The 22546-nt window shown below is 73.0% G+C and carries 21 protein-coding genes; 10 read left to right on the forward strand and 11 right to left on the reverse strand.

Annotated features, from left to right (window positions below; all coding sequences use genetic code 11):
- Positions 1–271: 271 nt before the first annotated feature.
- Positions 272–1123 (forward strand): hypothetical protein, encoded by an 852-nt coding sequence (locus WMF34_RS05655; protein WP_437992647.1) that lies wholly within the window; start codon positions 272–274, stop codon positions 1121–1123.
- Between the two features lie 183 nt (positions 1124–1306).
- Here the strand turns inward: WMF34_RS05655 and WMF34_RS05660 are convergent, their stop codons facing one another.
- The 10 genes from WMF34_RS05660 to WMF34_RS05705 form a co-directional block, all read right to left on the reverse strand.
- Positions 1307–1570 (reverse strand): NifU family protein, encoded by a 264-nt coding sequence (locus WMF34_RS05660; protein ID WP_012233706.1) that lies wholly within the window; start codon positions 1568–1570, stop codon positions 1307–1309.
- A gap of 127 nt (positions 1571–1697) precedes the next feature.
- Positions 1698–2534 carry a hypothetical protein gene (locus WMF34_RS05665; protein ID WP_231864703.1) on the reverse strand — a complete coding sequence of 279 codons (837 nt, stop codon included), beginning with the start codon at positions 2532–2534 and terminating at the stop codon, positions 1698–1700.
- A gap of 98 nt (positions 2535–2632) precedes the next feature.
- Positions 2633–3946 carry a hypothetical protein gene (locus WMF34_RS05670; RefSeq protein ID WP_437992648.1) on the reverse strand — a complete coding sequence of 438 codons (1314 nt, stop codon included), beginning with the start codon at positions 3944–3946 and terminating at the stop codon, positions 2633–2635.
- A complete protein-coding gene (locus tag WMF34_RS05675) occupies positions 3943–4740 on the reverse strand; it encodes a hypothetical protein (RefSeq protein WP_437992649.1) in 798 nt (265 codons plus the stop codon). Before WMF34_RS05675 ends, WMF34_RS05670 begins: the two co-directional genes overlap by 4 nt.
- An 89-nt stretch (positions 4741–4829) precedes the next feature.
- Complete coding sequence (locus tag WMF34_RS05680) at positions 4830–5312, reverse strand: serine/threonine protein kinase (protein ID WP_437992650.1); 483 nt, start codon at positions 5310–5312, stop codon at positions 4830–4832.
- A 14-nt stretch (positions 5313–5326) separates the two neighbouring features.
- Entirely contained in the window at positions 5327–6250 is a 924-nt protein-coding gene (locus WMF34_RS05685; protein ID WP_437992651.1) for a DUF4349 domain-containing protein, read from the reverse strand.
- 84 nt (positions 6251–6334) lie between these two features.
- The gene (locus WMF34_RS05690) at positions 6335–6886 is read right to left on the reverse strand and encodes a CDP-alcohol phosphatidyltransferase family protein (protein ID WP_437992652.1); all 552 of its coding nucleotides are present in this window, start codon (positions 6884–6886) and stop codon (positions 6335–6337) included.
- Between the two features lie 157 nt (positions 6887–7043).
- Positions 7044–7478 (reverse strand): universal stress protein, encoded by a 435-nt coding sequence (locus WMF34_RS05695; protein ID WP_012233713.1) that lies wholly within the window; start codon positions 7476–7478, stop codon positions 7044–7046.
- A 371-nt stretch (positions 7479–7849) separates the two neighbouring features.
- Complete coding sequence (locus WMF34_RS05700; RefSeq protein WP_012233714.1) at positions 7850–8212, reverse strand: DUF4398 domain-containing protein; 363 nt, start codon at positions 8210–8212, stop codon at positions 7850–7852.
- Between the two features lie 7 nt (positions 8213–8219).
- Positions 8220–8576, reverse strand: coding sequence for a DUF4398 domain-containing protein (locus WMF34_RS05705; protein ID WP_012233715.1), 357 nt, complete (start codon positions 8574–8576; stop codon positions 8220–8222).
- Positions 8577–9439: 863 nt separating this feature from the next.
- Between WMF34_RS05705 and WMF34_RS05710 the strand changes: the two genes are divergently transcribed.
- The 7 genes from WMF34_RS05710 to WMF34_RS05740 all read left to right on the forward strand — a co-directional run bounded on the left by WMF34_RS05710 (position 9440) and on the right by WMF34_RS05740 (position 17288).
- Complete coding sequence (locus WMF34_RS05710; RefSeq protein WP_437992653.1) at positions 9440–10321, forward strand: hypothetical protein; 882 nt, start codon at positions 9440–9442, stop codon at positions 10319–10321.
- A gap of 154 nt (positions 10322–10475) precedes the next feature.
- Positions 10476–10712, forward strand: coding sequence for a hypothetical protein (locus WMF34_RS05715; RefSeq protein WP_044964096.1), 237 nt, complete (start codon positions 10476–10478; stop codon positions 10710–10712).
- A complete protein-coding gene (locus WMF34_RS05720) occupies positions 10709–11026 on the forward strand; it encodes a type II toxin-antitoxin system RelE/ParE family toxin (RefSeq protein ID WP_044964098.1) in 318 nt (105 codons plus the stop codon). The genes WMF34_RS05715 and WMF34_RS05720 overlap by 4 nt, the downstream gene beginning before the upstream one ends.
- Positions 11027–11273: 247 nt before the next feature.
- Positions 11274–13049, forward strand: a complete 1776-nt coding sequence (locus tag WMF34_RS05725) for a protein kinase domain-containing protein (RefSeq protein ID WP_437992654.1) — start codon at positions 11274–11276, stop codon at positions 13047–13049.
- Positions 13050–13160: 111 nt separating this feature from the next.
- Entirely contained in the window at positions 13161–14153 is a 993-nt protein-coding gene (locus tag WMF34_RS05730) for a DUF362 domain-containing protein (RefSeq protein ID WP_012233719.1), read from the forward strand.
- 5 nt (positions 14154–14158) lie between these two features.
- Positions 14159–16075 carry a 4Fe-4S binding protein gene (locus tag WMF34_RS05735; protein ID WP_437992655.1) on the forward strand — a complete coding sequence of 639 codons (1917 nt, stop codon included), beginning with the start codon at positions 14159–14161 and terminating at the stop codon, positions 16073–16075.
- A 52-nt stretch (positions 16076–16127) separates the two neighbouring features.
- A complete protein-coding gene (locus WMF34_RS05740; RefSeq protein ID WP_437992656.1) occupies positions 16128–17288 on the forward strand; it encodes a hypothetical protein in 1161 nt (386 codons plus the stop codon).
- 54 nt (positions 17289–17342) lie between these two features.
- Here WMF34_RS05740 and WMF34_RS05745 read toward each other — a convergent pair whose 3' ends face one another.
- The gene (locus WMF34_RS05745; RefSeq protein ID WP_012233722.1) at positions 17343–18980 is read right to left on the reverse strand and encodes an ABC transporter permease; all 1638 of its coding nucleotides are present in this window, start codon (positions 18978–18980) and stop codon (positions 17343–17345) included.
- Positions 18981–19187: 207 nt separating this feature from the next.
- On the opposite strand from WMF34_RS05745, the gene WMF34_RS05750 reads away from it, so the two are divergent.
- Positions 19188–21086 (forward strand): protein kinase domain-containing protein, encoded by a 1899-nt coding sequence (locus WMF34_RS05750; RefSeq protein WP_437992657.1) that lies wholly within the window; start codon positions 19188–19190, stop codon positions 21084–21086.
- A 52-nt stretch (positions 21087–21138) separates the two neighbouring features.
- Positions 21139–22521 carry a CCA tRNA nucleotidyltransferase gene (locus WMF34_RS05755; protein ID WP_012233724.1) on the forward strand — a complete coding sequence of 461 codons (1383 nt, stop codon included), beginning with the start codon at positions 21139–21141 and terminating at the stop codon, positions 22519–22521.
- The last annotated feature ends 25 nt before the right edge of the window (positions 22522–22546 follow it).

Genomic DNA, 22546 nt, shown 5'->3' on the forward strand with positions numbered 1-22546 from the left:
CGTCGGCCGGTCCCTGTCAGGACCCGGCACACACTGGCAACAGGCGCTGTCGAGGCTGTTTTGCCCTCGTCGCGATCCGCCGCGCGCTCGCTGCTCTCCATCGATCCGGCCGAGCGATCGTCCAACGGCGGTCGACCCCGCTCGGTGCGGAGAACCTATTCTCCTGTCCTACCGCAGGTGCTAGCGTTCTCCGGCTTGCCGGGCTGGGTTTCCTGGCTTTTGCGATTGCACAGAGCGCAGGGACAGGGCCTGCGCCGGCTGGAGGAGGAACATGAAAGCGAAGAGGCTCCTGGGAGCGGCGCTGGCTCTGGGGCTGGGCCTTGCGGCGATCACGAGTGCGACCGTGGCGGCTGCCCAGCAGAAGCGGGGGACGAGCGGGGCGTCTGCCGCGGCTCCTGCCAAGCCTGCCGATACGCCGGTGACGAAGAAGACGATCGCGCTGACGCCTCCGGGCATCGCCTGGGGGATGACCACCAAGCAGGTGGCGGCGGTCATCGACAAGATGCTCGATGAGGCGTACGTGCCGCGTTACAAGGCGGTCTCGCCCGGCGTGAAGATGAGGGCGCTCGACGCGGAGCTCGCCGAGGAGAAGAGCGCGTTCCGCCGCAGCCGCATCGACTTCGGCGGGTTGCCGACCGGCATCGACGCGACGCCGCTCAAGGGCGAGTACACCTACCTCAACAAGGAATCGATGATGACGCTGACCCGCGAGAGCGGGAAGCGGTACTTCTTCTTCATCCAGGACAAGCTCTGGAAGATCATCGACGAGCACCCGCTGGGCGAGAAGGCCGCCCGCGGGAAGGACTATGCGTCCGCCGTGGTCAAGCTCGCGACGGCGTTCGGGGTGCCTGGCCGCGTGACGCCGCCTGCTCCGGACAAGGGCCGCTACGGCAACGAGGTCGACTGGAAGGACGCGGCCACGCACTTCCGTGCGATCGAGCGGAACGACTCCGAGATCGCGTTCGCCTACGAGGACCTGGTCACGCTGGGCAGCCTCGATTCGCTCCGCCCCAACAAGCCGGTCGACGCGAACGCCATCGACCCCGCCGTCGCCTCCGCCGTCCGCAAGGAAGATCCCCCTCCCGCCCCGCCCCCCTCCGCCGACAAGCCCGGCAAAAAGTAGTATCCCTCGCCCCCCCCGCTCCTCCCTCTCTCTCTCTCAACCCCCCGGTTCCTGCAACCCGCCTGAGGCGGTCACCCGCACAGGAGACGGGTCCAGATCGGCGTTTTCGGCGCGGAAGCGCACTCCAGTGCGCTGAGCACCGAAAACGTCGAGATGGGCCCGTCTCCGCAGCGGGTGCCCGCCTCAGGCCAGGGAGGCGCCGTCGGGGACACGCATGCCGTTGGTCACGATGACCCGCGCGGACGGCGCGACGGCGAGCACCGCTGGCTCGATCACCGCGCGCGCGGTGAGCATGGCCCCGGGGCAGCCCGAGCACGCGCCGGCCAGGTGGAGCGTCAGGTGATCGGGCTCGACGGCCACGATGTAGAGCTCACCGCCGTCGGCTCGGACGAGCGGCGCGATCACCTCGCGGCAAACCTTGAGAAGCTGATCGATGGAAGCCGGCATGGGGGTGAGCTCGGCAGCGCGAGCCAGTCGCCACAGCCTAGCACGGTAGCGCTCGATAAGGAGATCTCCCCCAGGCCCGCCGCCGGCCGTCGCAGCACCCGGGCCGTCGCCAGGGGGCCGGGCGCGCTCAGAGCGTCGAAACGAGCGCGGCGACGCCGGCGTCCGCGGCGAGCTCCGGAGCGCGCTGCGCCGCGGCGCCGAAGGTGCGGCCGGCGATCTCCACCGTGCCGCTCCAGGGGCCCGAGGCCGTCTTCGCCGGCAGGTCCAGCTTCTCGAGCGCCTCGGTGTTGACGTCGGGCGTCACCGGTCCGCCGTACGCCTTCGCGCCCTTCCACGCGAAGACGTAGAGCAGCGGCGTCGACTTCAGCCCGTCGCGCTTGGCGATCTCGGCGATGTCGCGCTTGGCCGCCTCCTGCAGCCGGTACGCGTAGGCGCGGAACGACCAGCCCGTGACGAAGAGGCCCTGGAGCTCGCCGCCGCTCCGTGTGACCGGGTGCACGGCGACCCACTGGAGATCTGGGCCGTTCCTGACCCCGCGCATCTCCTGCATCTCCCCGAACGCCTCGACGACGCCGCTGCCCGGGGCCAGCACCTTCCTGAGCTCGGGGAACGAGGCCAGGACGGACCTGTTGGCGAGCATGTCCGGATCGGCCTCGCTGCGCAGCACCGTGCCGCTCGGATCGGCGAACGAGAAGAAGGTGCTCTTCGCGAACTCGAGGTCCTTCACCGAGGCGCGCGCTCCCGCGATCGCCTTCTGGAGCCCGAGCAGGTTCGCGCCCGGGTCGGTGTCCACCAGCGCAGCGAGCTTCTGCGAGCCCGCGGGGAGGCCCGTCCGCACCTGGCCGACGTCCTCCGCGACGATCGGCGCGAGCTTGCCGCAGAGCTCCGCGGCGTGCTTCTGGGAGGTCTTGCCGTCCTCCTGACACGCGCTCCCGAGGGCGGCGGCCAGCGCACAGGCGAGCACGGCAGGCTTGCTTTCGCTTCGGGCGAAGGTGGAAGAGCGCATCATCGAGAACGACTCTCCGAGGCGAGCGGAGTTCCGGCGGCCGGGACCATCACGCCTCACAGGGTTTCCGGGGTTACAAAGATGATCTCGACCCGGGCGTTGCGGGCGCGCTCGCTGCCCCCCGGATCGACGACCGGGGACGCGGATCCCGCGAGGAACGGCGCGATGGACGGGCCCGCGGGCGCCCCCGCGGCGGTCGCGCCTTGCGCCGGACCGAGGGCGCGGACGACGGCATCGGCCCGCGCCGCCCACGCGGGCTCTTCCCTGGCGTGGATCTCCCGGTCCGTGTGCACGACCACGGCCACGGGAAAGGAGGGGTGCGCCGTGGCGACCAGCGCGAGGTCGCGGAGGCGCGCCTCGCCGGCCTTCGTGAGGGCGTTGCCGGCGAACAGCCCGCGAAGCGTGACAACGATGCCGCGATCGTCGCGGACGGGCGACCAGGTGCCCGCGGCCGAGAGCTCCGCGAGGAGCGCGTCACCGGCGCCAGGCGCGCGGGTCACCGGCGTGGCGGCGCGGCGCGCGGCCGTCAGCGCGGCGAGGCAGCCCGCCCGGGCGCGGGAGGCCTGGTCGATGGGCGCCGGGATGGCGCGGGTGGAGGCGCTCGCCTCGGCGAGCTCCGCGTCGAGCTTCTTGATCGCGGCGGTCGCCCCCTCGAGCTGCGTCGCGAGCTCGGCGCTCGCGGGCTGGGGTCCGGCGGGGCTTGCGCCTGCGGGCTGGGGTCCGGCGGGGCTGGCGCTCGCGGGCTGGGGGCCGGCGGGGCTTGCGCTCGCGGGCTGGGGTCCGGCGGGGCTTGCGCTCGCGGGCTGCGAGCTGTCCTGCGGCGCCGGTGCGATCAGGAGGCGCGCCGCGCCGCACAGCAAGCGGGCCTGGAGCGCGAGCGAGCGCGCGGCGGCGAGGCGCGCCTTCTCGCGATCCGCATCGGCCTTGCCCGACGGGACCACGGGCTGCGCGTCCCGCGCGACCTTGGTCCGCATGTCGAGCGCGTCGACCTCGGCCGCGACGCGCGACTGCTCGGCCTCGAGGCCTGCGAGCGACGCCTCGCCCGCGGAGCGCTGCGCCTTCGCCTCGGTCTCGGCCGCCTCGGCCCGAGCCACCCGCGAGAGCGCGTGCGCGTGCGCGTGCGCCGCGATGGCCTGCTCGCCCAGGATCTGCGCCCCGGATCGATCCTCGCTCTCGAGCGCGGCGAGCGCGTCGCCGCGCAGCTTCTCCGCCCGCGCGAACGCGCCCGGCGCGTGCCGCTTCGACTCGGCGGCGACCGCCCCCGCGCGGACGTGATCGAGCTCATCGAGCACCGCTGGCCGCGGGATCGGCGCGCACGCGCCGAGGAGCACCCCCGCGACGGCGGCCCCTGCGAGGCGGCGCGCGCTCAAGGCGTGCCCTCCTGGCCCACCGGAGCCGTCGCCTTGCCGGCGCCGCCCTTGGGCCCGGCGCCTGGCGCCGCGGTGGGCGCTTGTTCGGCCCCTCGCGCTCCCCGCGTCGCCGGCGTCGCCGCCTTGGGCGCCGCCCCTCTCTTGCCGGCCTCGATCCGCTGCGCTTCGACGTTCGCCGCTGCCCTGGTCGCCTCGCGCGCCTCGGCCTCGATCCGCTCGAGCTCCGCCGCGGCGCGGCCTCGCCGCGCCTGCGTCTCTTCGAGCAGCGCGCGCGCCCGCTCGAGCTTCGTCTCGACCTCGCGCGCGCGCTTCGCGGCCTCCACGGCCGCCGCCTCCGCCGCCGCCGCACGCAGCAGCGTCCTCGCCGTCTCCGCCCACTCGAGGGCCACCGCGTCGAGCCGCCGCGCGTTCGTCGCGTCGCCCGCCGCGCGCGCGCCGTGCGCGCGCTGGAGCGCGCGCTTCGCGTGCGCCATCGGCTCGGCCACGACCTTCGCGGCGCCCGGCGAAGGCCCGCTCGCCGCGATCGGCGCCCCGACAGCGGTCTCCTCGCCGCCGGCGGACTTCTCGCCGGCGACGGCCGTGGGCAGGGGCGCGACGCGGCCCTCGATCTCGCGGAGGATCTGCGCCGCCTTGGCGCCGTCGCCGGGGGGCGGCGCGGGCACCGTGGCGAGCGGCTTCTCTCCTCCGCCGTGCGCCAGGGCGTCGGCGCTGCCGAGCGTGGCCGCGAGGGCGAGGAGCAGCGCCTGGCTCCACCGGCGCTGCCGCGCGTCACGGGGAATGGGGCGGGAACGCACGTCCGCCAGGTAGCAAACAGGGCTTCCGCGAGCAAGCGCAGCGGCGCAGCGGCTGTAGGGACGCGCGCGCGGCCGACGCGGGCGGCGCGTCACTCCGGCAGGAAGTTGCGGATGGCCCAGTCGATCTGCTGCTGATGCCGCTCGACCAGCGCCTTCGCTCCGCCCGCCTCGTGGAGGAAGACGCGATCGTCGTTGACGAAGACGGTGAGGTAATAAAGGTGCGCTTCCTTCCCCTCGTCGTGCCCGAAGCGCAGCTGGACGCCCGGCAGGCCGTTCCGGGCCTTCACGTCGGTCTTGCCGAGCAGCGCGTAGCCGCCGCCCTCGCGCAGCCGCTTCTCGATCACGCGGGACCAGAAGGCGAGGTCGCCCTTCGGATCGTTGTCGAACGCGCGGATCCCGATCACCAGCCCCTCGGCGGTGGTCGCGCGGTACTCGTCGTCGCCATAGCGATCTTCGAGATCGACGAACCCCGGCGGGGTCGCGGGGGTGAAGGGCCGGCCGCAGGCGAGCAGCGCCGCCGCGCCGGTGAGCGTGGCGGCGAGGGCGAAGGCGTGGCGAAGGGAGTGGTTCATCGGAGGCGCCCGGTTCACAGGTTGAGGAGCCGCGAGAGGCCGAGCTCGTTGAGCCAGTCGATGGGGAGCCGCGGTCCCGACGGGGCGAGGGTCTCCGTCGAGCGCGGCTGGAAGGACACGGTGAGGGTCGAGAACGCGATCTGATCGCGCAGGAACTTGAGCCGCCCCTCGAGGCGCTCTAGCTCGCTGGACACGCGCGCGAGCTCGCGCTCCAGCTGGATCGACTCCTCGACCTTCGCGGCCTTCTCGAGCAGCTTCTCCAGGCGATCGCGCACGGCCCGCGCGTTCCGGATGCGGATCGCGAGGTCGAAGAACTCCTCGGTGACGTCCTGGGCGACGACGTTGCGCTGGAGGATGTCGCCGAGGTCTGCCAGGCGCTTCAGCGCCTCGTCGAACCGGGCGGCGGGGACGCGGATCGTGATCGTCCGATCGTCGCGGCGGGCGAGGAAGCCGCCGAGATCCCGCGCGAGCGCCTCGACCTTGGCGAGCGACGCGCCCACCTCGAACACCGCCATCCCGATCTCCGCCGTGTAGACGAGGAGGGGCGCGCGCGCCGCGCTCACCTCGCCGGCGGCCTGGGGCGCGGCCTGCGGTGCGGCGCCGGAGGAGGTCGGCGCCGGCTGCGGCGTGGCGGCGGTCGGCGCCGGCCTCGCCGCCGGGAGCTGAGCGCCGCCGCCGGGGGCCGGCGGCGGCGCGGCCTTGGCGAAATCCGCCGCCACCGGCATCTCGGCGTCGTACGACTCCTCGCGCACCGACCCCGAGTGCGTCGACTCGCCGGCCGTCTGCATGACCCGAGGAGGCATCCCTGCCATCGGGGCCGGCGCCGCTCCGTACGCCGGCGAGCTGGAGGCGTCGCGCGCGGCCGACGAGGCGGAGCTGCAGGCGGCAGGGCCGGCGAGCGAGGCAAGGAGAGCCCAGACGGGCAGCGTTCTTCGCATGGTTCCTCGGAGCATGGAGCCGGTGGCAGACGCTCAACGCGCCGCCTGGGCCGACCTTACACCAGGAGCGCCTCCAGGCGGCACCTACGCCGCCCCGGGCGCGCGGCGGAGCTGGCGCGCCCAGTACGAGACGCCCGCGGCCGCGCCCGCGATCGCCGACGCGGCGAGCATCACGGGCAGCGCCGAGGGGAGCGCGATCGCGGTGAAGACCGCCGCGAACTGCACCACCGTCGCGAGCTTGCCGGGGATGTTGGCGCTCGCCGCCGACAGGCGCGCGCCCTGGAAGCGGCGGCTCACCGCGATCCAGAGCGCGAGCGGCAGCTCGAGGAGCTCGCGGGCCAAGAGCGCCGGGATGCCCCAGAGGGGGAGCGCGCCGCTCGCGAGGAGCGTGCCCACCACCGCGAGCGCGAACACCTTGTCCGCGATCGGATCGACGATCGCCCCGGTGGGCGTCACCTGACCGGAGCGGCGGGCCAGCCAGCCGTCCAGCACGTCCGTCAGGCCCGCGCAGCAGAGGACCGCGAGGGCGAGCGCGGGCCGCGTGGCCACGATCGGGAACAGGGCCGCCAGCGGCAGCCGGGCCAGGCTCACGAGGTTCGGCGGAAGCGCGAGATCGCGCGGAGACAGGGTCGACATGCGAGGAACTCCACGCGCCGCATGCGACGCAGAAGCCGGGGCCCTGACCCACGTCGAGCGCGGTCGAGCCCGCCCTAACCCAGTCGAGCGCGGCCCTGCCCGCCGCGCCCCGGCCGGCAGCCGCGCCGGCCCGCCCACCGCGAGGCGCCGCGGAGGATCAGCTGGCCACGCGCACCGTGAGCACGGGGACGTTGCTCCGCCGGATCACCTGCTCGGCGACGCTTCCGAGGAAGAGGTGCGAGATCCCCCGGCGGCCGTGCGTGCCCATGACGATCATCGCCGCCCCCTGCTCGTCGGCGGCGGCGAGGATCTCGGTCGCAGGGTCGCCCTCGCGCAGCGCCGTCGAGAGCCCCCCTGTCTGCGCCGAGAGCTGCTGGACCGCGCGCGACGCGGCGGCGCTCACCTCGGCGTGGAACCCGGGCATCAGCGCCGGCTCGAGCCCGGGGTACGTGTAGACCGGGAGCTGGTAGACGTGCAGCAGCACGACCTGGTGCCCGAGCCTCGCGCCGAGATCCCTCGCGAGCTCGATCGCCTTCATCGAGGCCGCCTCGAAGTCGACGGGCACCAGTATCACGTTCGCGCCTTCCTTCATCGCGCTCTCCTCGCACGCGGGACCGGGTGTCCCGTCGAACTTCGAACTTCGACCGACGCTGACCCCCGGGACGCTTTCGATGCCGGCGGAGGCGCGTCGCGCGCATCTTGGATCCAAAAATCGGCCACTCCCAGGAGAAACTGTTCGATGGAAGCCGCGCCGACGCCCTGGGCGGTACGCGGCGCGCGGGGGCGCTCGGGCCGATCCGCACGGATCCTGGCGGCAAATCAGGCGTCGCGCGGGCGCGCAGCGGTGAGCGCGGCGGCGCGACGGCGCGGCCGCGATCTCCTGGCGGACTGCTGAGGCCGCGTGCGCGCACCGTCGAGCGCGACGGCGCAGCCGACATCGTCGGCAGGGGCGGGCGCCGCGGGCTAAGGCTCGCCGCCGGGGCGCGCGCGCTGCGTCGCGGCGCGCTGGCTCTGCCGGGCGCGCACGAGGGCGCTCCGGTTCGCGCGCACGAGCGAGGACAGCAGCGAGCACTGCGCCTTCCGCCGCGCGACGTAGGCCGCGTCGCGCGCGATCGTCGAGCGCGGGCGCTCGCGCGCCACGCGCTCGGCGATCGCGAGCGCCTCCTCCGCCTGCCTCAGCTCGGCGATCGCGAGCGGCGAGAGCGGGTTGTCCTGCGCCTGCACGACGGCGGCGCGCGCCGTCAGCAGCTCGGGCGGCGGCGCGGCCGCGCGCGTCGCGCAGCCCGCGAGCGCGAGCGCCATGGCGAGCGGGGCTCCGGCGCGCACGCGGGCCCTACTCCTTCCCCTCGGCGAGCGCGCTCGCCTGGTCCAGCGTGCGGCCCGCGGCGTCGCGCAGCCCCGCTTCCCTCACGAGGAGCGCCGCGAGCTCCGCGTCGACCTCGGCCCGCCGCAGCAGCCAGCGCGCCCCCTCCACGTCGCCCACCGAGATCCGCCGCCGCGCCCGCGCGAGCTCGCTCCTCGCCAGCGCGAGGTGCATGGCCGCGCGCCGGTCGGCGCTCGCGCCCTCCCGCTCGGCCGCGCGGAGCGCCGCGCGGGCGCCGGCGAGCTCGGGCGGCGGCGCCGGCGGTCTGAACGCGGCGCACCCGGCGAGCTCCAGACAGGCGATCACGAGCGCGGTTCTGGCGAGCATTTGCGTGGATTCCCGATCTCGCGGCGCCGGTGGCACCGTCGCTCCCGGCGGCGCGCCTGGGATCGCGCTGTGCATCGGGCAGGCCAGCCTGGCCGGCGCGATCCGTGCGCGCGGGCTGCTCGCTGCCCGCGGACGAGCCGGGCTGATCTGGCCCATGACCCCGAGCGCCGTCGCCGGCGGCGCCGCCGCCGGAGCACCGCCAGCTTCTTGCTCTTCCGGGGCACGCGACCGCCGCGACGACCTCTCCTGTCGCCGCTGCCCATTGCGCAATGGATTGCGCTGTTGCGCATCCGACGACGGCGCCCGAGCCCCCGCATGCGACCTCTTGTCGCGAGCGACGCCCCGGGATCGACAGCCCTCGTTGCAATGATCCACAAGGACCATCCGAGCGAGCCGGCAGCGATGGTCATGCCGCTGTTCGTCGAGCGGCGCCAGGGACATGGAAATGAGGAGCAGGGACAGGGAACAGGCCGACAGGGACAAGCGGCAGCGCCGATCCCGACCGGCGGTGTTCTCGACAGGGACACGGAGATCGCTGCCAGGGACACGGAGATCGCTGCCAGGGACACGTCGTGAAGCGCCAGGGACACGTCGTGAAGCGCCAGGGACACCCCGGAGGGTCTTCGCGTGTCCCTGGCGCCGTGTCGTCCAGGCACGGGACGTGGATCCCTGTCGCCCTGCCGCGAAGCTCCCGCATCTCGCGCGCTTCATGACCCGCTCTCGGCGGCTCGTGGTGCGAGAGAGCGGGAGTCTCGGGCTCAGGTCCTTGTGGAGGGGAGTCCGAGCCAGGGCTCTCCGGAATGGATGCCCGGGATTGCCGCTCCGGACGGGGTGTCCGGCGCCGCGACCCAGGGGAGGTCGAGATGGCGAAGAAGACGAGCGATATCGAGCGGTGGTCGGACGTCGTCCAGCAGATGAACGCCGGCAATCTCCCGGCGATCACGGTGCCGTTGCACGTGCTCTTCGGGGAGGCGGTCGACGTGGCGAGGTTCTGCGACAAGTACTGGAAGACACAGGTCGATGCCCAGAAGCGGGTGACCCGCCTGGGCCTCGAGTCGGCGGTCCCGAAGGACGGCAAGAAGGGGGACGCCGCGCGCTTCGGGCCGAGGACGGCAGAAGAGATCCTCTCGCTGCAGCGCGCCACGCAGGAGGCACAGACGCGGTATCTCCTGACCGTCGAGAAGAACGAGAGCCCCCGCGAGCGCGGGAAGTTCCTGCTGGGGGAGATCTCGGCGACGCTGCGCTTCTATTTCGACGACGGCGTGGACGACGCGAGGGACGAGATGCTGGCCCGCATCGACGCGGCGCACGCGGAGGATCCCGACACGGCCGACGCCCTGGCGAGCGCGCTGGACGACTACGCGCTGCTCGGGGAGAAGCACCGCGACGCGCTCGACGGGCTCGGCGGCTTCGACGCGGCTCACCTCGACGAGGCGCGCGCCGTGGCGGCCGAGCTGCGGAGCCGGCCGGCGCAGGCGGAGGCGATCTCCAGGCAGGCGCAGGACGCGCTGCTGCTCCGCAACAAGCTGGCGACGCTGCTCGTCGAGCGCATGGGCCTCGTCCGGAACGCGGCGCGCTTCGTGTTCCGTGGCCAGCCCGAGATCGTGCGCGAGGTGACGAGCGCGTACGAGCGCCGCAAGCGCGCGGCGGCCCGGCGGGCCAAGGCGACGGCGGCCCCCTCGCCGGCAACGCCAGCGCCGGCGGCGCCTTCGCCAGCGGCGCCGGTGATGCCGCTGGAGGGCTGAGCGGCAGGCGAGGGGCTCGCCTCGCCGCGGCAAGCGATCCAGAGCGCGATCGCAGCCCGTGCCACACGCTCGAGCGACGCTGCCCTACAGGGAAGGGAGGCTCGGCGCTTCTGCTGAGCTTCCCTGTGGGGACCCCCGATGGTACGCTGCGGTCATGAGCGCGCTGCGAGCCAAAGTGCACGGCGGCCGGCTGATCCTCGACGAGCCGACGAGCTTTGCCGAGGGGACCGTGATCGAGCTCGTGGTGGCCGACAACGACGATCTGGACGGAGAAGAGCGGGCTCGTCTCGACGAGGCGCTCGAGGTGTCGCTGGCGAGCGCGCGCGAAGGCACGATCGACGCGGACGAGTTTCTGACGGAGATCGCGCGCCTCGAGCCGGCGCGCGGATGAAGCGAGCCCGTATCCGGCTCACCAAGGAAGCCGTCCGCCAGGCGAGGGAAGCGGCCGCATGGTGGATCGAGAACCGACCTGCCGCTCCTTCCCTGTTCCGCGAGGAGCTCGCGGCCCTGCTCAGCCTGCTCGGAACGGCGCCCGAGGCCGGATCACCGCACGCGCACCGGCGGATCAAAGGCGTTCGCCGCGCTCCGCTCCCGACGTCGCGCTATCTGGTCTACTACATCGTTGACCGCGAGGGCGGAGAGGTCCTTGTGCTCGCCGTCTGGAGCGCCCTGCGCGGGCGGCCACCGCAGCTCTCGCTGGAGTGAGCCGCAACGGGTGCACCCCACGCACGTCGGCGCGACCCTCGACGTCCGTTCTCCCGGCCTCCCGGCGCCGTAGCGCCGGTCTAGCCACGGTGGCGCACCTCCGCGTCAACGCGACGCTCCGTGCGCGAGAGCGTTGCCCCCGGGCGCCTCCGCCAGCTCCCTCGAATAAACGCCCCGCGCCGGCCGTCTTCCGTCTCCGCCGGCTTCTTTCTCAGCGCTCGCTGCTTCCGCTACTCTGGCAATCGCTGTGCCGCCCGTCGACCCCAACCTCCGCACCACGATCGTCCACGCGTTCGCCGTCACGGTGGCGGATCCGTCCAGCCTGGTGCGCACCACGTCGCGCGGCGGGACCGACGACCCCGCGAAGAGCAGCAGCCGCGGCCCCTCGATCCTCCCCGAGGTCGGCCAGATCGTCGGCGGGCTCTACCGCCTGGGGCGCCTCCTTGGGCAGGGCATGTTCGGCAAGGTGTACGTCGCCCAGCGGATCGACGTCCCCGAGCACCAGGTCGCCCTCAAGCTCATGCCCCGCTCGCTGTACGCGATGCGGAACGTCGAGCGAGAGCTCGTCATGCTCGCGACCGTCGGGCACCCGCACGTCGTCCAGCTGAAGGACCACGGCATGAACGCCGACTACGTGTGGCTCACCATGCCGGTCTACGAGGGCGAGACCCTCGCCCAGCGCCTCGAGCGCAGCCCCCTCGCCCTGCGCGAGGCGCACGACATCTTCCTCGCCGTCGCGCGCGGGCTCGAGGCGCTCCACGCCGCCGGGCTCCGGCACCAGGACGTCAAGCCCGACAACATCTTCCTCGCCAGGTTCGCCGGCCGCGTCCACCCCATCCTGCTCGACCTGGGCGTGGCCGCGGAGCGAGAGGCCTCCTTCTGCGCCGGCACCGCGCTCTATGCCTCGCCCGAGCAGCTCCGGGCGCTGAACGGGTTCCCCGGCGCCGTGCCGCTCTCCGAGAAGATGGACACGTACGGGCTCGCCACGACCCTGCTCTACTCGCTCGTGAACCCCAGGGACTTCCCGGGCGAGTCCGCGCAGAGCCGCACCGAGCTCGCCGAGTCGCACGACGTCCGCGCCGACAAGCCGCTCGCCGACAACGCGCTGCCAGACCTCACCGGGCGCCCGCGCGAGATGTTCCAGGCCGCGCTCAGGCGATGGCTCGCGATCGATCCGAACGAGCGCCCGTCGATGACCCAGCTCGCCGAGGAGCTCGACGTGCTGCTCGAGCCGGAGCGCGAGGCGGAGCGCGAGGCGGAGCGGCTGCGGCTCAAGCAGAAGACGTCCTACCTGCGCGCGCGGATCGCGGCCGGCGCGATGACCCTCGTGGGCTGCGCGGTCGTGCTGCTCGGCTTCTCGAAGCGCGAGACCCTGCGGCTCGCGAACGAGCTCGAGCAGGCCCGCCAGCGGGGCGCCGAGTCGTTCGACAAGCTCGACACCTGCGTCGCCAGCCACCAGATCGCCCAGTCCGAGGCGATCGCGTGCCGCGGCGCCCGCGATCAGGATCGCGCGGAGTTCAACGCGACGCTGGCCACCCTCCAGAAGAGCGGCTCCACGTCGGAGGCGGAGCACGCCCGCGAGATCCAGGCGCTGCACGCGACCCAGGCGGCGCGCCTCAAGACCTGCGAGGACAGCGCCGCGGCCGCGCAGAAGGCGGCCATGGACGAGCGCGAGCGGCTCGCCGAGGTCGAGAAGGCGCGCGCCGCCGTCACCGCCGAGCGCGACGAGGCCAGGGCGCTCGCCGACCAGCGCTCCGCTGAGCTCGCCAGCGCGGCGCAGCTCCGGGCCGCGTGCGACGCGGAGCGCGCCAGCTGTTTCGCGGAGCGCGATCGCCTGAAGGCCGACCCGTACGAGCCGGACGAGCCCGCCGCCCCGCCGCCCGCGCACGCGCCGCCCGCCGCGAGCGGCGCGCCGCCGCAAGCGCCGCAGGCGCCGCAGCCGGCGAGCACGGGCGCTTCCCCCGCCGCAGGCGCTCCGGCGACGCCAGCGACCCCGGCGACGTCCGCCGCGGCTCCTCCTTGATCGCCGTCGCTGGAAGCGCCGGGAGGCGGCGCACGTCGCTGCCGCCAGGCCACCTCTGCTTGTGGCGACCGCCCGGGGAGGCTATCCGTAGGTCCAGGGAAGGCGAGGGCCATGGGTGACATTTCTCGACGTGAAATGCTGCGTCGGCTGAGCGCGGCGGGCCTCGTCCTCGGGGGCGCGGGCGGGCTCGCGGCGGCCCGGTGGGACCGCGGTGGCAGCGCCGCCGCCGCCGCCGAGCGCCAGCAGACGCGGGACTACCGGCTCCGCGACGCGCCCGACGGGTTGCCGGAGCTCGTCGTCGCCCGCGCCGGCGCCGAGGCGCTCGCCGGGGGCGCCCCGGACCCGGCCGCCCTGGTCCGGAAGGCGGTCGACGCCCTCGGCGGGATGCGCCGCTTCATCTCGCGCGGCGACGTCGTGGTCGTGAAGCCGAACATCGGCTGGGATCGCACGCCGATCCACGCGGCCAACACGAACCCCAAGGTCGTGGCCGAGGTGGTGCGCCTCGCCTACGACGCCGGCGCGAAGAGCGTCATCGTGACGGACGCCTCGTGCAACGAGCCGAACCGCTGCTTCCAGCGCTCCGGCATCTGGAAGGCCGCCTACGACGTCGGCGGGGAGGTCGTCATCCCCGCGGCGCACCGCTTCCGCGGCATGCGCCTGAAGGGCGAGGTGCTCGACGACTGGCCCGTCTACACGCCGCTCGTCAACGCGGACAAGGTCATCAACGTCCCGATCGCGAAGCACCACAACCTGTCCAAGTACACCGGCGCGATGAAGAACTGGTACGGGGCGCTCGGCGGCCGGCGCAACCGCCTCCACCAGAACATCGACGTGTCGATCGCCGATCTCGCGACGTTCATCCAGCCGACGCTCACGATCGTGGACGCCGTCCGCGTCCTCATGCGCAACGGGCCGCAGGGCGGGAACGTCGCCGACGCGAAGGACATGCACACCGTGATCGCGACGATCGACCAGGTCGCCGCCGACGCGTACGGCTGCCAGCTCATCGGCCGCAAGCCGGAGGAGATCCCGTACCTGAAGATGGGCCACGACCGTGGCCTGGGCACCATGCACTGGCAGAACCTGCGGCTCGCCGAGGTGTAGTACTCATGGCAAACCTCGATCCGACGCCGGCCGCGCCGGCGCACCGTGAACCGGCGGCAGGAGCGGCCGTGGCGCCCGCGAAGGCGAGCGCGGCGCCGCCCGCCGGGCCGAGCGCGACGCCAGCCGCCGCGCCTGCGAAGGAGGCCCGCTGGGCCGCGCTGTTGGGCACGTTGCGCAAGGCCGGCGCCATCGTCCGGCCCGCCCCGAAGCGCCGGCCCGGCTCGGGGCTGCCGGCGCGCAAGGTGATCCAGGTGCTCGTCTGGGCGCGCCGCGCCGTGCAGGCCGGCTGCCTCGGGCTGTTCCTCTACTTCCTGTTCCAGACGGGCTTCCGCGGCTCGTTCGCCTCCGCCGAGGCGCGCGTGCGCCTGCCGCTCCCCGTCGAGGGCTTCCTCCTCGCCGACCCGTTCGTCGGCGCGATGACCCTGCTCTCGACGCACACCGTCTACCGCGGCCTGCTCTGGTCGCTCGGGATCCTCGCGCTGACGCTCGTCTTCGGGCGCGTGTTCTGCGGCTGGATCTGCCCCTTCGGCACCCTCCACCATTTCTTCGGGTGGATCTTCCCGTCGCGCTACGGCAAGGGCGGCAAGCGCGTCGAGGCGAACAAGACGTACACGCGGCAGCGGGTGAAGTACTACCTGATGTACGCCTTCCTCGCGGCGAGCGCGACCGGCAGCGTGATCGGCGGGCTGTTCGATCCGATCTGCGTGGCGGTCCGGGCCATCGGCCTCGCCGTCATCCCGGCCGCGCAGTACGTCGCCGCCGTGGTGACGGGCTCCGCGGCCACGACCGGGAGCCGGCCGGTGCAGCTCGCCGCGGATCACGCGCAGGATTTCCTGGCCGCGAGCGTGTGGCAGACGAAGCAGTTCTACTTCCACCACACGTGGTTCGTCGGGATCCTGTTCGTCGCGATCCTCTTCATGAACCGCTTCATCCCGCGGTTCTGGTGCCGCGTGCTCTGCCCGCTCGGCGCGTTCCTCGGCGTGTTCGCGCGTTTCGCGCTGTTCGGGATGCAGAAGGATCACGCGAAGTGCACCGACTGCAACCTGTGCCTCGTTCACTGCCAGGGCGCCGACTCGCCCCAGGGCGGGGTGAAGTGGCGGCAGGACGAGTGCCACATGTGCCTCAACTGCGAGAGCGCCTGCCCCGAGGACGTCATCAAGTTCCGCTTCCTGCCGAACCGGAAGAGCGCCCTCGTGACGCCCGACACGGGCCGCCGCACCGCCCTCGCGACCGCCGCCGCCGGCGCGGTGATCATCCCGACGGCGCGCATCGCCGACGTGCTCGACGCGAACTACGACCACCGCGTCATCCGGCCGCCGGGCTCGGTCGAGGAGCGCGAGTTCCTGGAGCGCTGCATCCGGTGCGCCGAGTGCATGAAGGTCTGCCCCAACAACGCGATCCACCCCGCGTTCTTCGAGGCGGGCATCGAGGGGCTCTGGACGCCGATCGTCATCCCGCGCATCGGGTACTGCGAGCACTCCTGCGTCCTCTGCGGCGACGTCTGCCCGACCGGAGCGATCCAGAAGATCACCGAGGAGCAGAAGATGGGCGTCGGCCAGAAGCCGATCTCGATCGGCACCGCGTTCTACGATCAGGGGCGCTGCCTGCCGTGGTCGATGAGCGTGCCGTGCATCGTCTGCGAGGAGTTCTGCCCGACGTCGCCCAAGGCGATCTGGGTCGAGGAGGTCGACATCCCGAAGCGCGAGCCGGTGGCGGCCGAGCACGGCAAGGAGCCGCCGATGAAGATGGTCCACGTGCAGCGTCCGCACGTCGATCCGTCGCTGTGCATCGGCTGCGGCGCGTGCGAGAAGGTGTGTCCGGTGCAGGACAAGCCCGCGGTCTACGTGACCAGCGTCGGCGAGACCCGCTCGAAGACGAACGTCATCCTTCTCGAGGACACGGACTACAACAAGGCGTCTTGACCGCGCACGCCGGCTCCGCGCGGCGGCGGGACCACGACAGGAGGCAGCTCGGGTGCGCACGCTTCGCTTCTACGGAACCTTCTCGCTCGCCGCGCAGCTGGCGCTCGCGGCGCTCGCCGGCTGCGGCGAGCGGTTCACGGCGGCCGGCGCGAGCGCCACGTCCACGTCGTCGAGCGGCGGCGAGGGCGGCGGCGGCGGCGCCGGCGGCGACGGGGGCGGGGGCAGCGGGGGAGCCGGGGGCCAGGCCTCGTCGTCCGCCGCTTCGGGCGGGGGCGGCGAGGGCGGGTGCGGCGCGTGCAAGGAGGGGGAGTTCTGCACGGCCAGCGAGACGTGCGTCTCCTGCGCGGCCCGCGGCGGCGTGCTGTCGTTCGGCGCGCTCTCGGAGATAGAGGTGGTGGGGGCGATGCCCGCGTTCCCGCGCGTGCGCGCGGAGCCCGGAGAGGGCGAGGCGACGCTCCGGCTCGTCTACACCGCGAAGTTCGGATCGGACGACACGAAGATCGCCACGGCCACCGGGCGGCCCTGGACGGCTGGGGAGGTCGTCTCAAACTTCCTCGTCGACGACGCCGGAGGCCAGGAGTCGGGCCCGCTGCTCCTGCCCCTGGACGCGCCCTCGCCGCGGGCCGGCTTCCCCGCGGGCTCGCTGCTCTTCGATCGCCTCCTCACGGCGCCGGGCAGCCTCCCGCAGCTGTTCGTCGCGGATGGGCTGGAGGCGACCCAGGCGGACGCGCTCCCCGCGCTCAACCCGGACGGGGGGAGCCGCTCGATGGCGGTCGCTCACGGGCAGCGGCCCTCCTACCGGTACTGGTTCATGAACAGGCCCCAGGACGCCGGCGGGACCACGAGCCGGCTCGTCACGAAGCGCGCGGAGGACGCGGAGGTGCAGGTGCTCGACATCCACCTGCCAGGCGACTGCCCGGCGCGGGGAGACGACCTCGCCCCGTGGGTGACGCCCGACGGCCGCCTGCTCTTCTTCCAGGCGCCCTACAGCGCGCGCGGCGAGTGCGAGACGGCGTCGGTGCTGCGGAGCTTCTACGTGGCGCTCGGCGACGACGGGCTGCCCGTGGACGATCAGCCGGCGAGGATGCTGCTGCCGAACCTGAACCCGAGCGTCGCCGTCATGACGCCGTCGCTGTCCCCGGACGAGTGCACGCTCTACCTGGCGTCCGACAAGGACGGGCAGCAGAAGCTCTTCGCCGCCTCTCGGCGGTAGGCGGCGCGGCGCGCAGGCCCCACCTCGGGCCTGCACCGCGCGGGCAGGCAGGGCTCACTGCGCGCGGAAGCCCTCGGCGGGGCGGAGGCGCGCGGCGTAGAGGCTGGGGACGATTGTGGCGGCGAGGCAGATGAGGATGGCGATGCAGCCCGTGATGATGAACTCCTGCGGGCGCGCCTGGACGGGGAGGCGGGAGATGAAATAGACCTTCGGGTCGAGCGGGAAGCCGTACACCAGGAGCCCCTTGCACACCGCCACGCCGAGCAAGAGGCCCAGCGTTGTGCCCGCGACGCCGATGATCCCGCCCTGGTAGAGGAAGATGCGCAGGACGGCGCCGTCCGTCGCGCCCATCGCCTTGAGGACCGCGATCTCCTTCTTCTTGTCGAGCACGACCATGATCAGCGTCGCGATCACCGTGAACGCGGCGACCACGATGATGAGCGCCAGCACCGCGCTCATGCCGATCTGCTGGATGCGCAGCGCCGTGAAGAGCCCGTGGTTCAGCTCCTCCCAGTCCATCGTGTAATAGAGCCCGCTGCCGAGGAGCTTGCTGATCTCGCGCGCGATGCCGCTCGCGTTGTCGATGTCGTCGACCTTCATCTCGACGCCGGTCACCGTGTCGCCCTGGTCGTAGAACGCCTGCGTCTCGTAGAGATCGGCGTACGCCAGCTTGGTGTCGTACTGCTCGAAGCCAGCCTCGAAGATCGCGATGACCCGGAATCGCTTGGCGACCGGCGGCTTGATGGCGCCGTTCGCGAACGAGAAGCCGATCGTGGGCGAGGTGACAGTGACGCACTGGCCGAGGTCGAGCGACAGGTTCTTCGCCAGCGCGGCGCCGATCACGATGCCCGGCATCCTGGCGATCTGCTCCTTGTCGGCGCAGGGGTCCGGATCGACCTCGGGCGGCAGCTCGTCGTCGTCCGGGAGAACGCTGCCATAGCCGCCCTGCGGCTCGATCGCGCCCCGCGGGGCGCCCTCGGCGATCGCGACCTCCGCCTCCTCGGCCCCGGCGCCCGGCGCGCCTTCCGCCTCGGCCGCGCGCGCCGTCGGGGGCGCGAGCGCGGCGTCGCGCGCGGCCGCGGCGCGCTCGTCCTCGAGGATCCGCGCCTCGTAGGCCTTCAGCAGATCGATCTCGGCGCCCGCGTCCGGCGCGAGCGCGCCCCGCGCGCCAGCGTCCGGCTCCAGGAGGGGGACCTCGGGCAACGACGGCACGGCGCGCTCGGCGGGCTTCGAGCCAGGGCGCCGCAGCCCGGTGAGATCGCCGCCCGGGAGGATGTGACGGGGCAGGTCGAGCACGGCCGTGGAGGCGCCCTCGGCCCCCACGCCGAGGCTCCTGGCCGGGTCGACCCCCTTGACCAGGACGCCGGTCGCCGTCGCGTCGCCGTGCGTCAGCATCATGGGGTTGATGCTGAACGGCGCGACGCCGACGACGCCGGGGACCTTGGAGACCTGCTCCATGATCGAGCGGTACTCACGGAAGTCCGTCGAGTACTTGATCACCAGGACGTGCGCGTTGACGCCCAGGACCTTCTCGCGGAACTCCGCCTGAAAGCCCCCGGTCACGCTCATCACGGTCGCGAGCGCCGCGACCCCGAGCGCGACCCCGAGGATCGCGAACGTGGTGCCGACCGAGATGAACGCCCGCTTCTTGGAGCCGAGATATCGCAGCGCGACCTCGATAGGGTAGCTCATCGCGGTGCCCTCCTAGCAGAACGCGGCGCGCGCGGCACGCTGGGCCGCCATCGTCGGCGGCGGGCCGACACGCCGTCGACGCGCGCTCGCCGCCGCCTTTCGCGCGCGGGGTCCGCATGATCTCGCTTCCCGGACCGAACGCCTGCTAGAATCCAATCCTGTCGCAGCTGCCGGCATGTGGCGTGCACTTCTGCCCGCGAGCCTTTCATGAGCGCCACCAAAAACGAGCACCACACCGCGCGCAGCAGGGTCTTCAACGCCGAGGAAGGCGCGCTCGAGGAGCCGCCCCCGTCGCGCCCCAAGAGCGCGGCGGGCGGGCCTCGCTCGTCCGGTGTCGCGGCCGCGTTCGCTCCCTCCTCCACGGACCCGAGCGGCGCCGACGACGACGTGCCGGTGGAGGTCGAGCTCCGCCCTTCGTCGAGGCCCTCCAGGGCAGGGTGGGTCGAGGGGCCCGCGAGCGAGGTGCCGCCGAGCTTCCGGGCGCCGCCGCCGCTGCGCCAGATGGCCCCGCGGTTCGGGCGGCAGAGCGAGCCCGACGCCGACGAGATCAGCGGGCGAACGAGCCCGGTGCCGATCAGCGAGGGGGAGCCTTCCCTGGAGATCCCGCCGCCGGACGAGGTCGAGCCGCGCGAGCGGCGGCCGCCGGGCGCCAAGGACCCGTACATCGGGACGACCTTCGATCACCGGTACAAGATCGAGCGGCTGCTCGGCGAGGGCGGGATGGGGTTCGTCTACCTCGCCCGCCACAAGGTCATCGACAAGCGCGTCGCGGTGAAGGTGCTCCGCGCGGAGCTCGCCAGGGACCGCGAGATCTTCGAGCGCTTCGTGCAGGAGGCCCGCTCCGCGTCGAGCATCGGCAACCCGCACATCGTGGACATCTCCGATTTCGGCGACCTGCCGGACGGCTCCACGTACTTCGTCATGGAGTACCTGGAAGGCGTGAGCCTGGCGCAGCTCATCGACTCGCCGAACGAGCTGCCGATGGAGCGCATCTGTCACATCGCGCTGCAGCTGTCCGCGGGGCTCGCCGCCGCGCACGACGCCGGCATCATCCACCGCGATCTCAAGCCGGACAACGTCTTCGTCGTCGCCCGCGGCAGCGATCCGAACTTCGTGAAGATCCTCGACTTCGGGATCGCGAAGGTGTCGACGAGCACGACGACCAAGCTGACGCGCGCCGGCGCGGTGTTCGGGACGCCGCACTACATGTCCCCGGAGCAGGCCGCGGGGGCGCCCATCGATCACCGGACCGACATCTATTCGCTCGGCGTGATGCTCTACGAGCTCGTGAGCCGCCAGCTCCCGTTCAACGCCGACAACTTCATGGGGATCCTGACGCAGCACATGTACAAGGCGCCGGTCCCCATCCGCGCGCTCGTCGGCGGCCCCGACTGCCCGCCCGGGCTCGAGGCGGTGATCCTGAAGTGCCTCTCCAAGAAGCCGGAGTCGCGCTACCAGACCATGAGCGATCTCCACGCCGACCTCGAGCAGGTGAAGTGCGGGGGCGTGCCGGGCGCGGTCGCGGAGATGATGGCGCGGTCGGGCGGCTTCAACGTGCCGCACGATTACTTCAAGACCTCGAAGGTGATCGTCCCCGCGACGCCGCCGTCGCCCCCGCGCTCGCCCTGGCCCCGCTACGTGTGGGTCGCCGGGGCGGCGGCCGCGGTGGGGATCGTGACGGCGATCTTCGTCATCGGCGCGAGCGGGTCGGCCAGGGACAACGCCCAGAAGGCGCAGAAGCCGCCTGTCGAGGCGCCCGCCAGGCCGGCGCCCCCCGAGCCGCCGCCCGTCCAGAAGACGGTGGTGGCGCTGGCCGCGGTGCCGGAGACGGCGGTCGGCTACCGCAACGGCGTGGAGCTGAAGCTGCCGGCGAGCATCGACGTGGAGCAGGGGCAGACGGTCACGATCGACATCCGGGCCGAGGGGTACCAGCCCAGCACGGTGGTGCTCGACGGCACCGAGCCGAGCAAGCTCGTGAAGCTCGAGGCCGACGAGAAGAGCGGTCCGAAGGCGAGGCCCGGGGCGGGGCGGCCGCCGGCGGTGCCGACGACCCGGACCCCCAAGAACCCGGATGTCCGGGACCCCTGGGCTCACCCGAAGAAGTGAGCGCGCGCTCGGCGGGGGCCCTGCTCGCCGTGCCCCGTGATAAGCCGCAGGCGTGACCCGGATCGATCACCTCATCGAGGCCGTCCCCGAGGACGTGCTCGGCATCTGTCGCCGCCTCCGCGAGCGCGGCAAGCGCGGCTGGATCGTGGGCGGCTGCGTGCGCGACCTGCTCCGCGGGCAGGACGCCAAGGACTGGGACGTCGCGACCGACGCGCGGCCGGAGGAGGTCGTGGCCGCGTTCCGGAAGGTGATCCCGACCGGGATCCAGCACGGGACGGTGACCGTCCTCGTGCGCGGCGTGCCGTACGAGGTCACGACCCTGCGCGGCGACGGGACCTACAGCGACGGCAGGCGGCCGGACCGGGTCGAGTTCGTGGACGACATCACCGCCGATCTCGCGCGGCGGGACTTCACCATGAACGCCATCGCGATCGATCCGGTGGACGGGCACCTCATCGATCCGTTCGGCGGGAGGAGCGATCTCGAGGCGAAGATCATCCGCGCGGTCGGGGATCCGGGCGAGCGGTTCGCCGAGGACGGGCTGCGGGTGCTGCGCGCGGCGCGCTTCGCCGCGACGCTGGAGGGCACGCTGGACCCGGAGACCGAGCGCGCGATGGGCACCGCGCGGTCGCACCAGACGTTCCGCTGCGTGAGCGCGGAGCGGGTGCGCGACGAGTGGCTGAAGGCGATGCGCGCGCGCCGCCCGAGCGTGGCGTTCGAGATCATGCGCCGGACGGAGCTCTTGGCGATCACCTGCCCGGAGATGATCGAGTCGGTCGGGTGCGAGCAGAACCGATGGCACGCCTACGATGTGTGGGGGCACGCGATGGCCTGCCTCGACGCGTGCAAGCCCGAGCCGATCCTCCGCGTGGCGGCGCTGATGCACGACATCGGGAAGCCGAGGACGCGCGAGTTCTCCGAGAAGACGAAGGACTACACGTTCTACGAGCACGAGCGGGTCGGGGCCGAGATGGCCGACCCGATCCTCACGCGGCTCCGCTTCTCGAACGACGAGCGCGCGCGGATCGTGGCGCTCATCCGACACCACCTGATCTGCTACGACGACACCTGGACGGACGCGGCGGTGCGCCGCTGGCTGCGCCGGGTGACCCCGGCGCTGGCGCCGGATCTCTACGAGATCGGCGTCGCCGACGCGCTCGGCAAGGGGCGCGAGGCGACCGAGGACATCGCCACGATCGGGCGGCTCCGGGAGCGCGTGGACGCGCTGCTCGCCGCGGGCGCGGCGCTCTCCGCCAAGGATCTCGCCGTGAACGGCAATCGATTGATGAAGGAGCTCGGCATTCCGCCGAGCCGGCTCGTCGGCGAGCTCCTGGAGCGCCTCGTCGAGCTCGTCACCGAAGAGCCCGAGGCGAACACGCCCGAGCGCCTGCTCGCGGCGGCGCGCGAACTCGTCGCCTCGAAGAGCGCAGTCTAGCGCTCCCCCCTTCCGCAAAGCTGCG

It is taken from the genome of Sorangium sp. So ce145 (assembly GCF_051525985.1).
Classification (GTDB): domain Bacteria; phylum Myxococcota_A; class Polyangia; order Polyangiales; family Polyangiaceae; genus Sorangium; species Sorangium cellulosum_B.

Bases quoted from the DNA above. Each gene is read 5' to 3' on its own strand.
- WMF34_RS05705 (WP_012233715.1), bottom strand. From the start codon at position 8,576: ATGCTCGCCAGAACCGCGCTCGTGATCGCCTGTCTGGAGCTCGCCGGG.
- WMF34_RS05715 (WP_044964096.1), top strand. From the start codon at position 10,476: ATGAGCGCGCTGCGAGCCAAAGTGCACGGCGGCCGGCTGATCCTCGAC.
- WMF34_RS05750 (WP_437992657.1), top strand. From the start codon at position 19,188: ATGAGCGCCACCAAAAACGAGCACCACACCGCGCGCAGCAGGGTCTTC.
- WMF34_RS05695 (WP_012233713.1), bottom strand. From the start codon at position 7,478: ATGAAGGAAGGCGCGAACGTGATACTGGTGCCCGTCGACTTCGAGGCG.
- WMF34_RS05720 (WP_044964098.1), top strand. From the start codon at position 10,709: ATGAAGCGAGCCCGTATCCGGCTCACCAAGGAAGCCGTCCGCCAGGCG.
- WMF34_RS05710 (WP_437992653.1), top strand. From the start codon at position 9,440: ATGGCGAAGAAGACGAGCGATATCGAGCGGTGGTCGGACGTCGTCCAG.
- WMF34_RS05685 (WP_437992651.1), bottom strand. From the start codon at position 6,250: ATGCGAAGAACGCTGCCCGTCTGGGCTCTCCTTGCCTCGCTCGCCGGC.
- WMF34_RS05735 (WP_437992655.1), top strand. From the start codon at position 14,159: ATGGCAAACCTCGATCCGACGCCGGCCGCGCCGGCGCACCGTGAACCG.
- WMF34_RS05730 (WP_012233719.1), top strand. From the start codon at position 13,161: ATGGGTGACATTTCTCGACGTGAAATGCTGCGTCGGCTGAGCGCGGCG.
- WMF34_RS05690 (WP_437992652.1), bottom strand. From the start codon at position 6,886: ATGTCGACCCTGTCTCCGCGCGATCTCGCGCTTCCGCCGAACCTCGTG.
- WMF34_RS05745 (WP_012233722.1), bottom strand. From the start codon at position 18,980: ATGAGCTACCCTATCGAGGTCGCGCTGCGATATCTCGGCTCCAAGAAG.
- WMF34_RS05655 (WP_437992647.1), top strand. From the start codon at position 272: ATGAAAGCGAAGAGGCTCCTGGGAGCGGCGCTGGCTCTGGGGCTGGGC.
- WMF34_RS05680 (WP_437992650.1), bottom strand. From the start codon at position 5,312: ATGAACCACTCCCTTCGCCACGCCTTCGCCCTCGCCGCCACGCTCACC.
- WMF34_RS05660 (WP_012233706.1), bottom strand. From the start codon at position 1,570: ATGCCGGCTTCCATCGATCAGCTTCTCAAGGTTTGCCGCGAGGTGATC.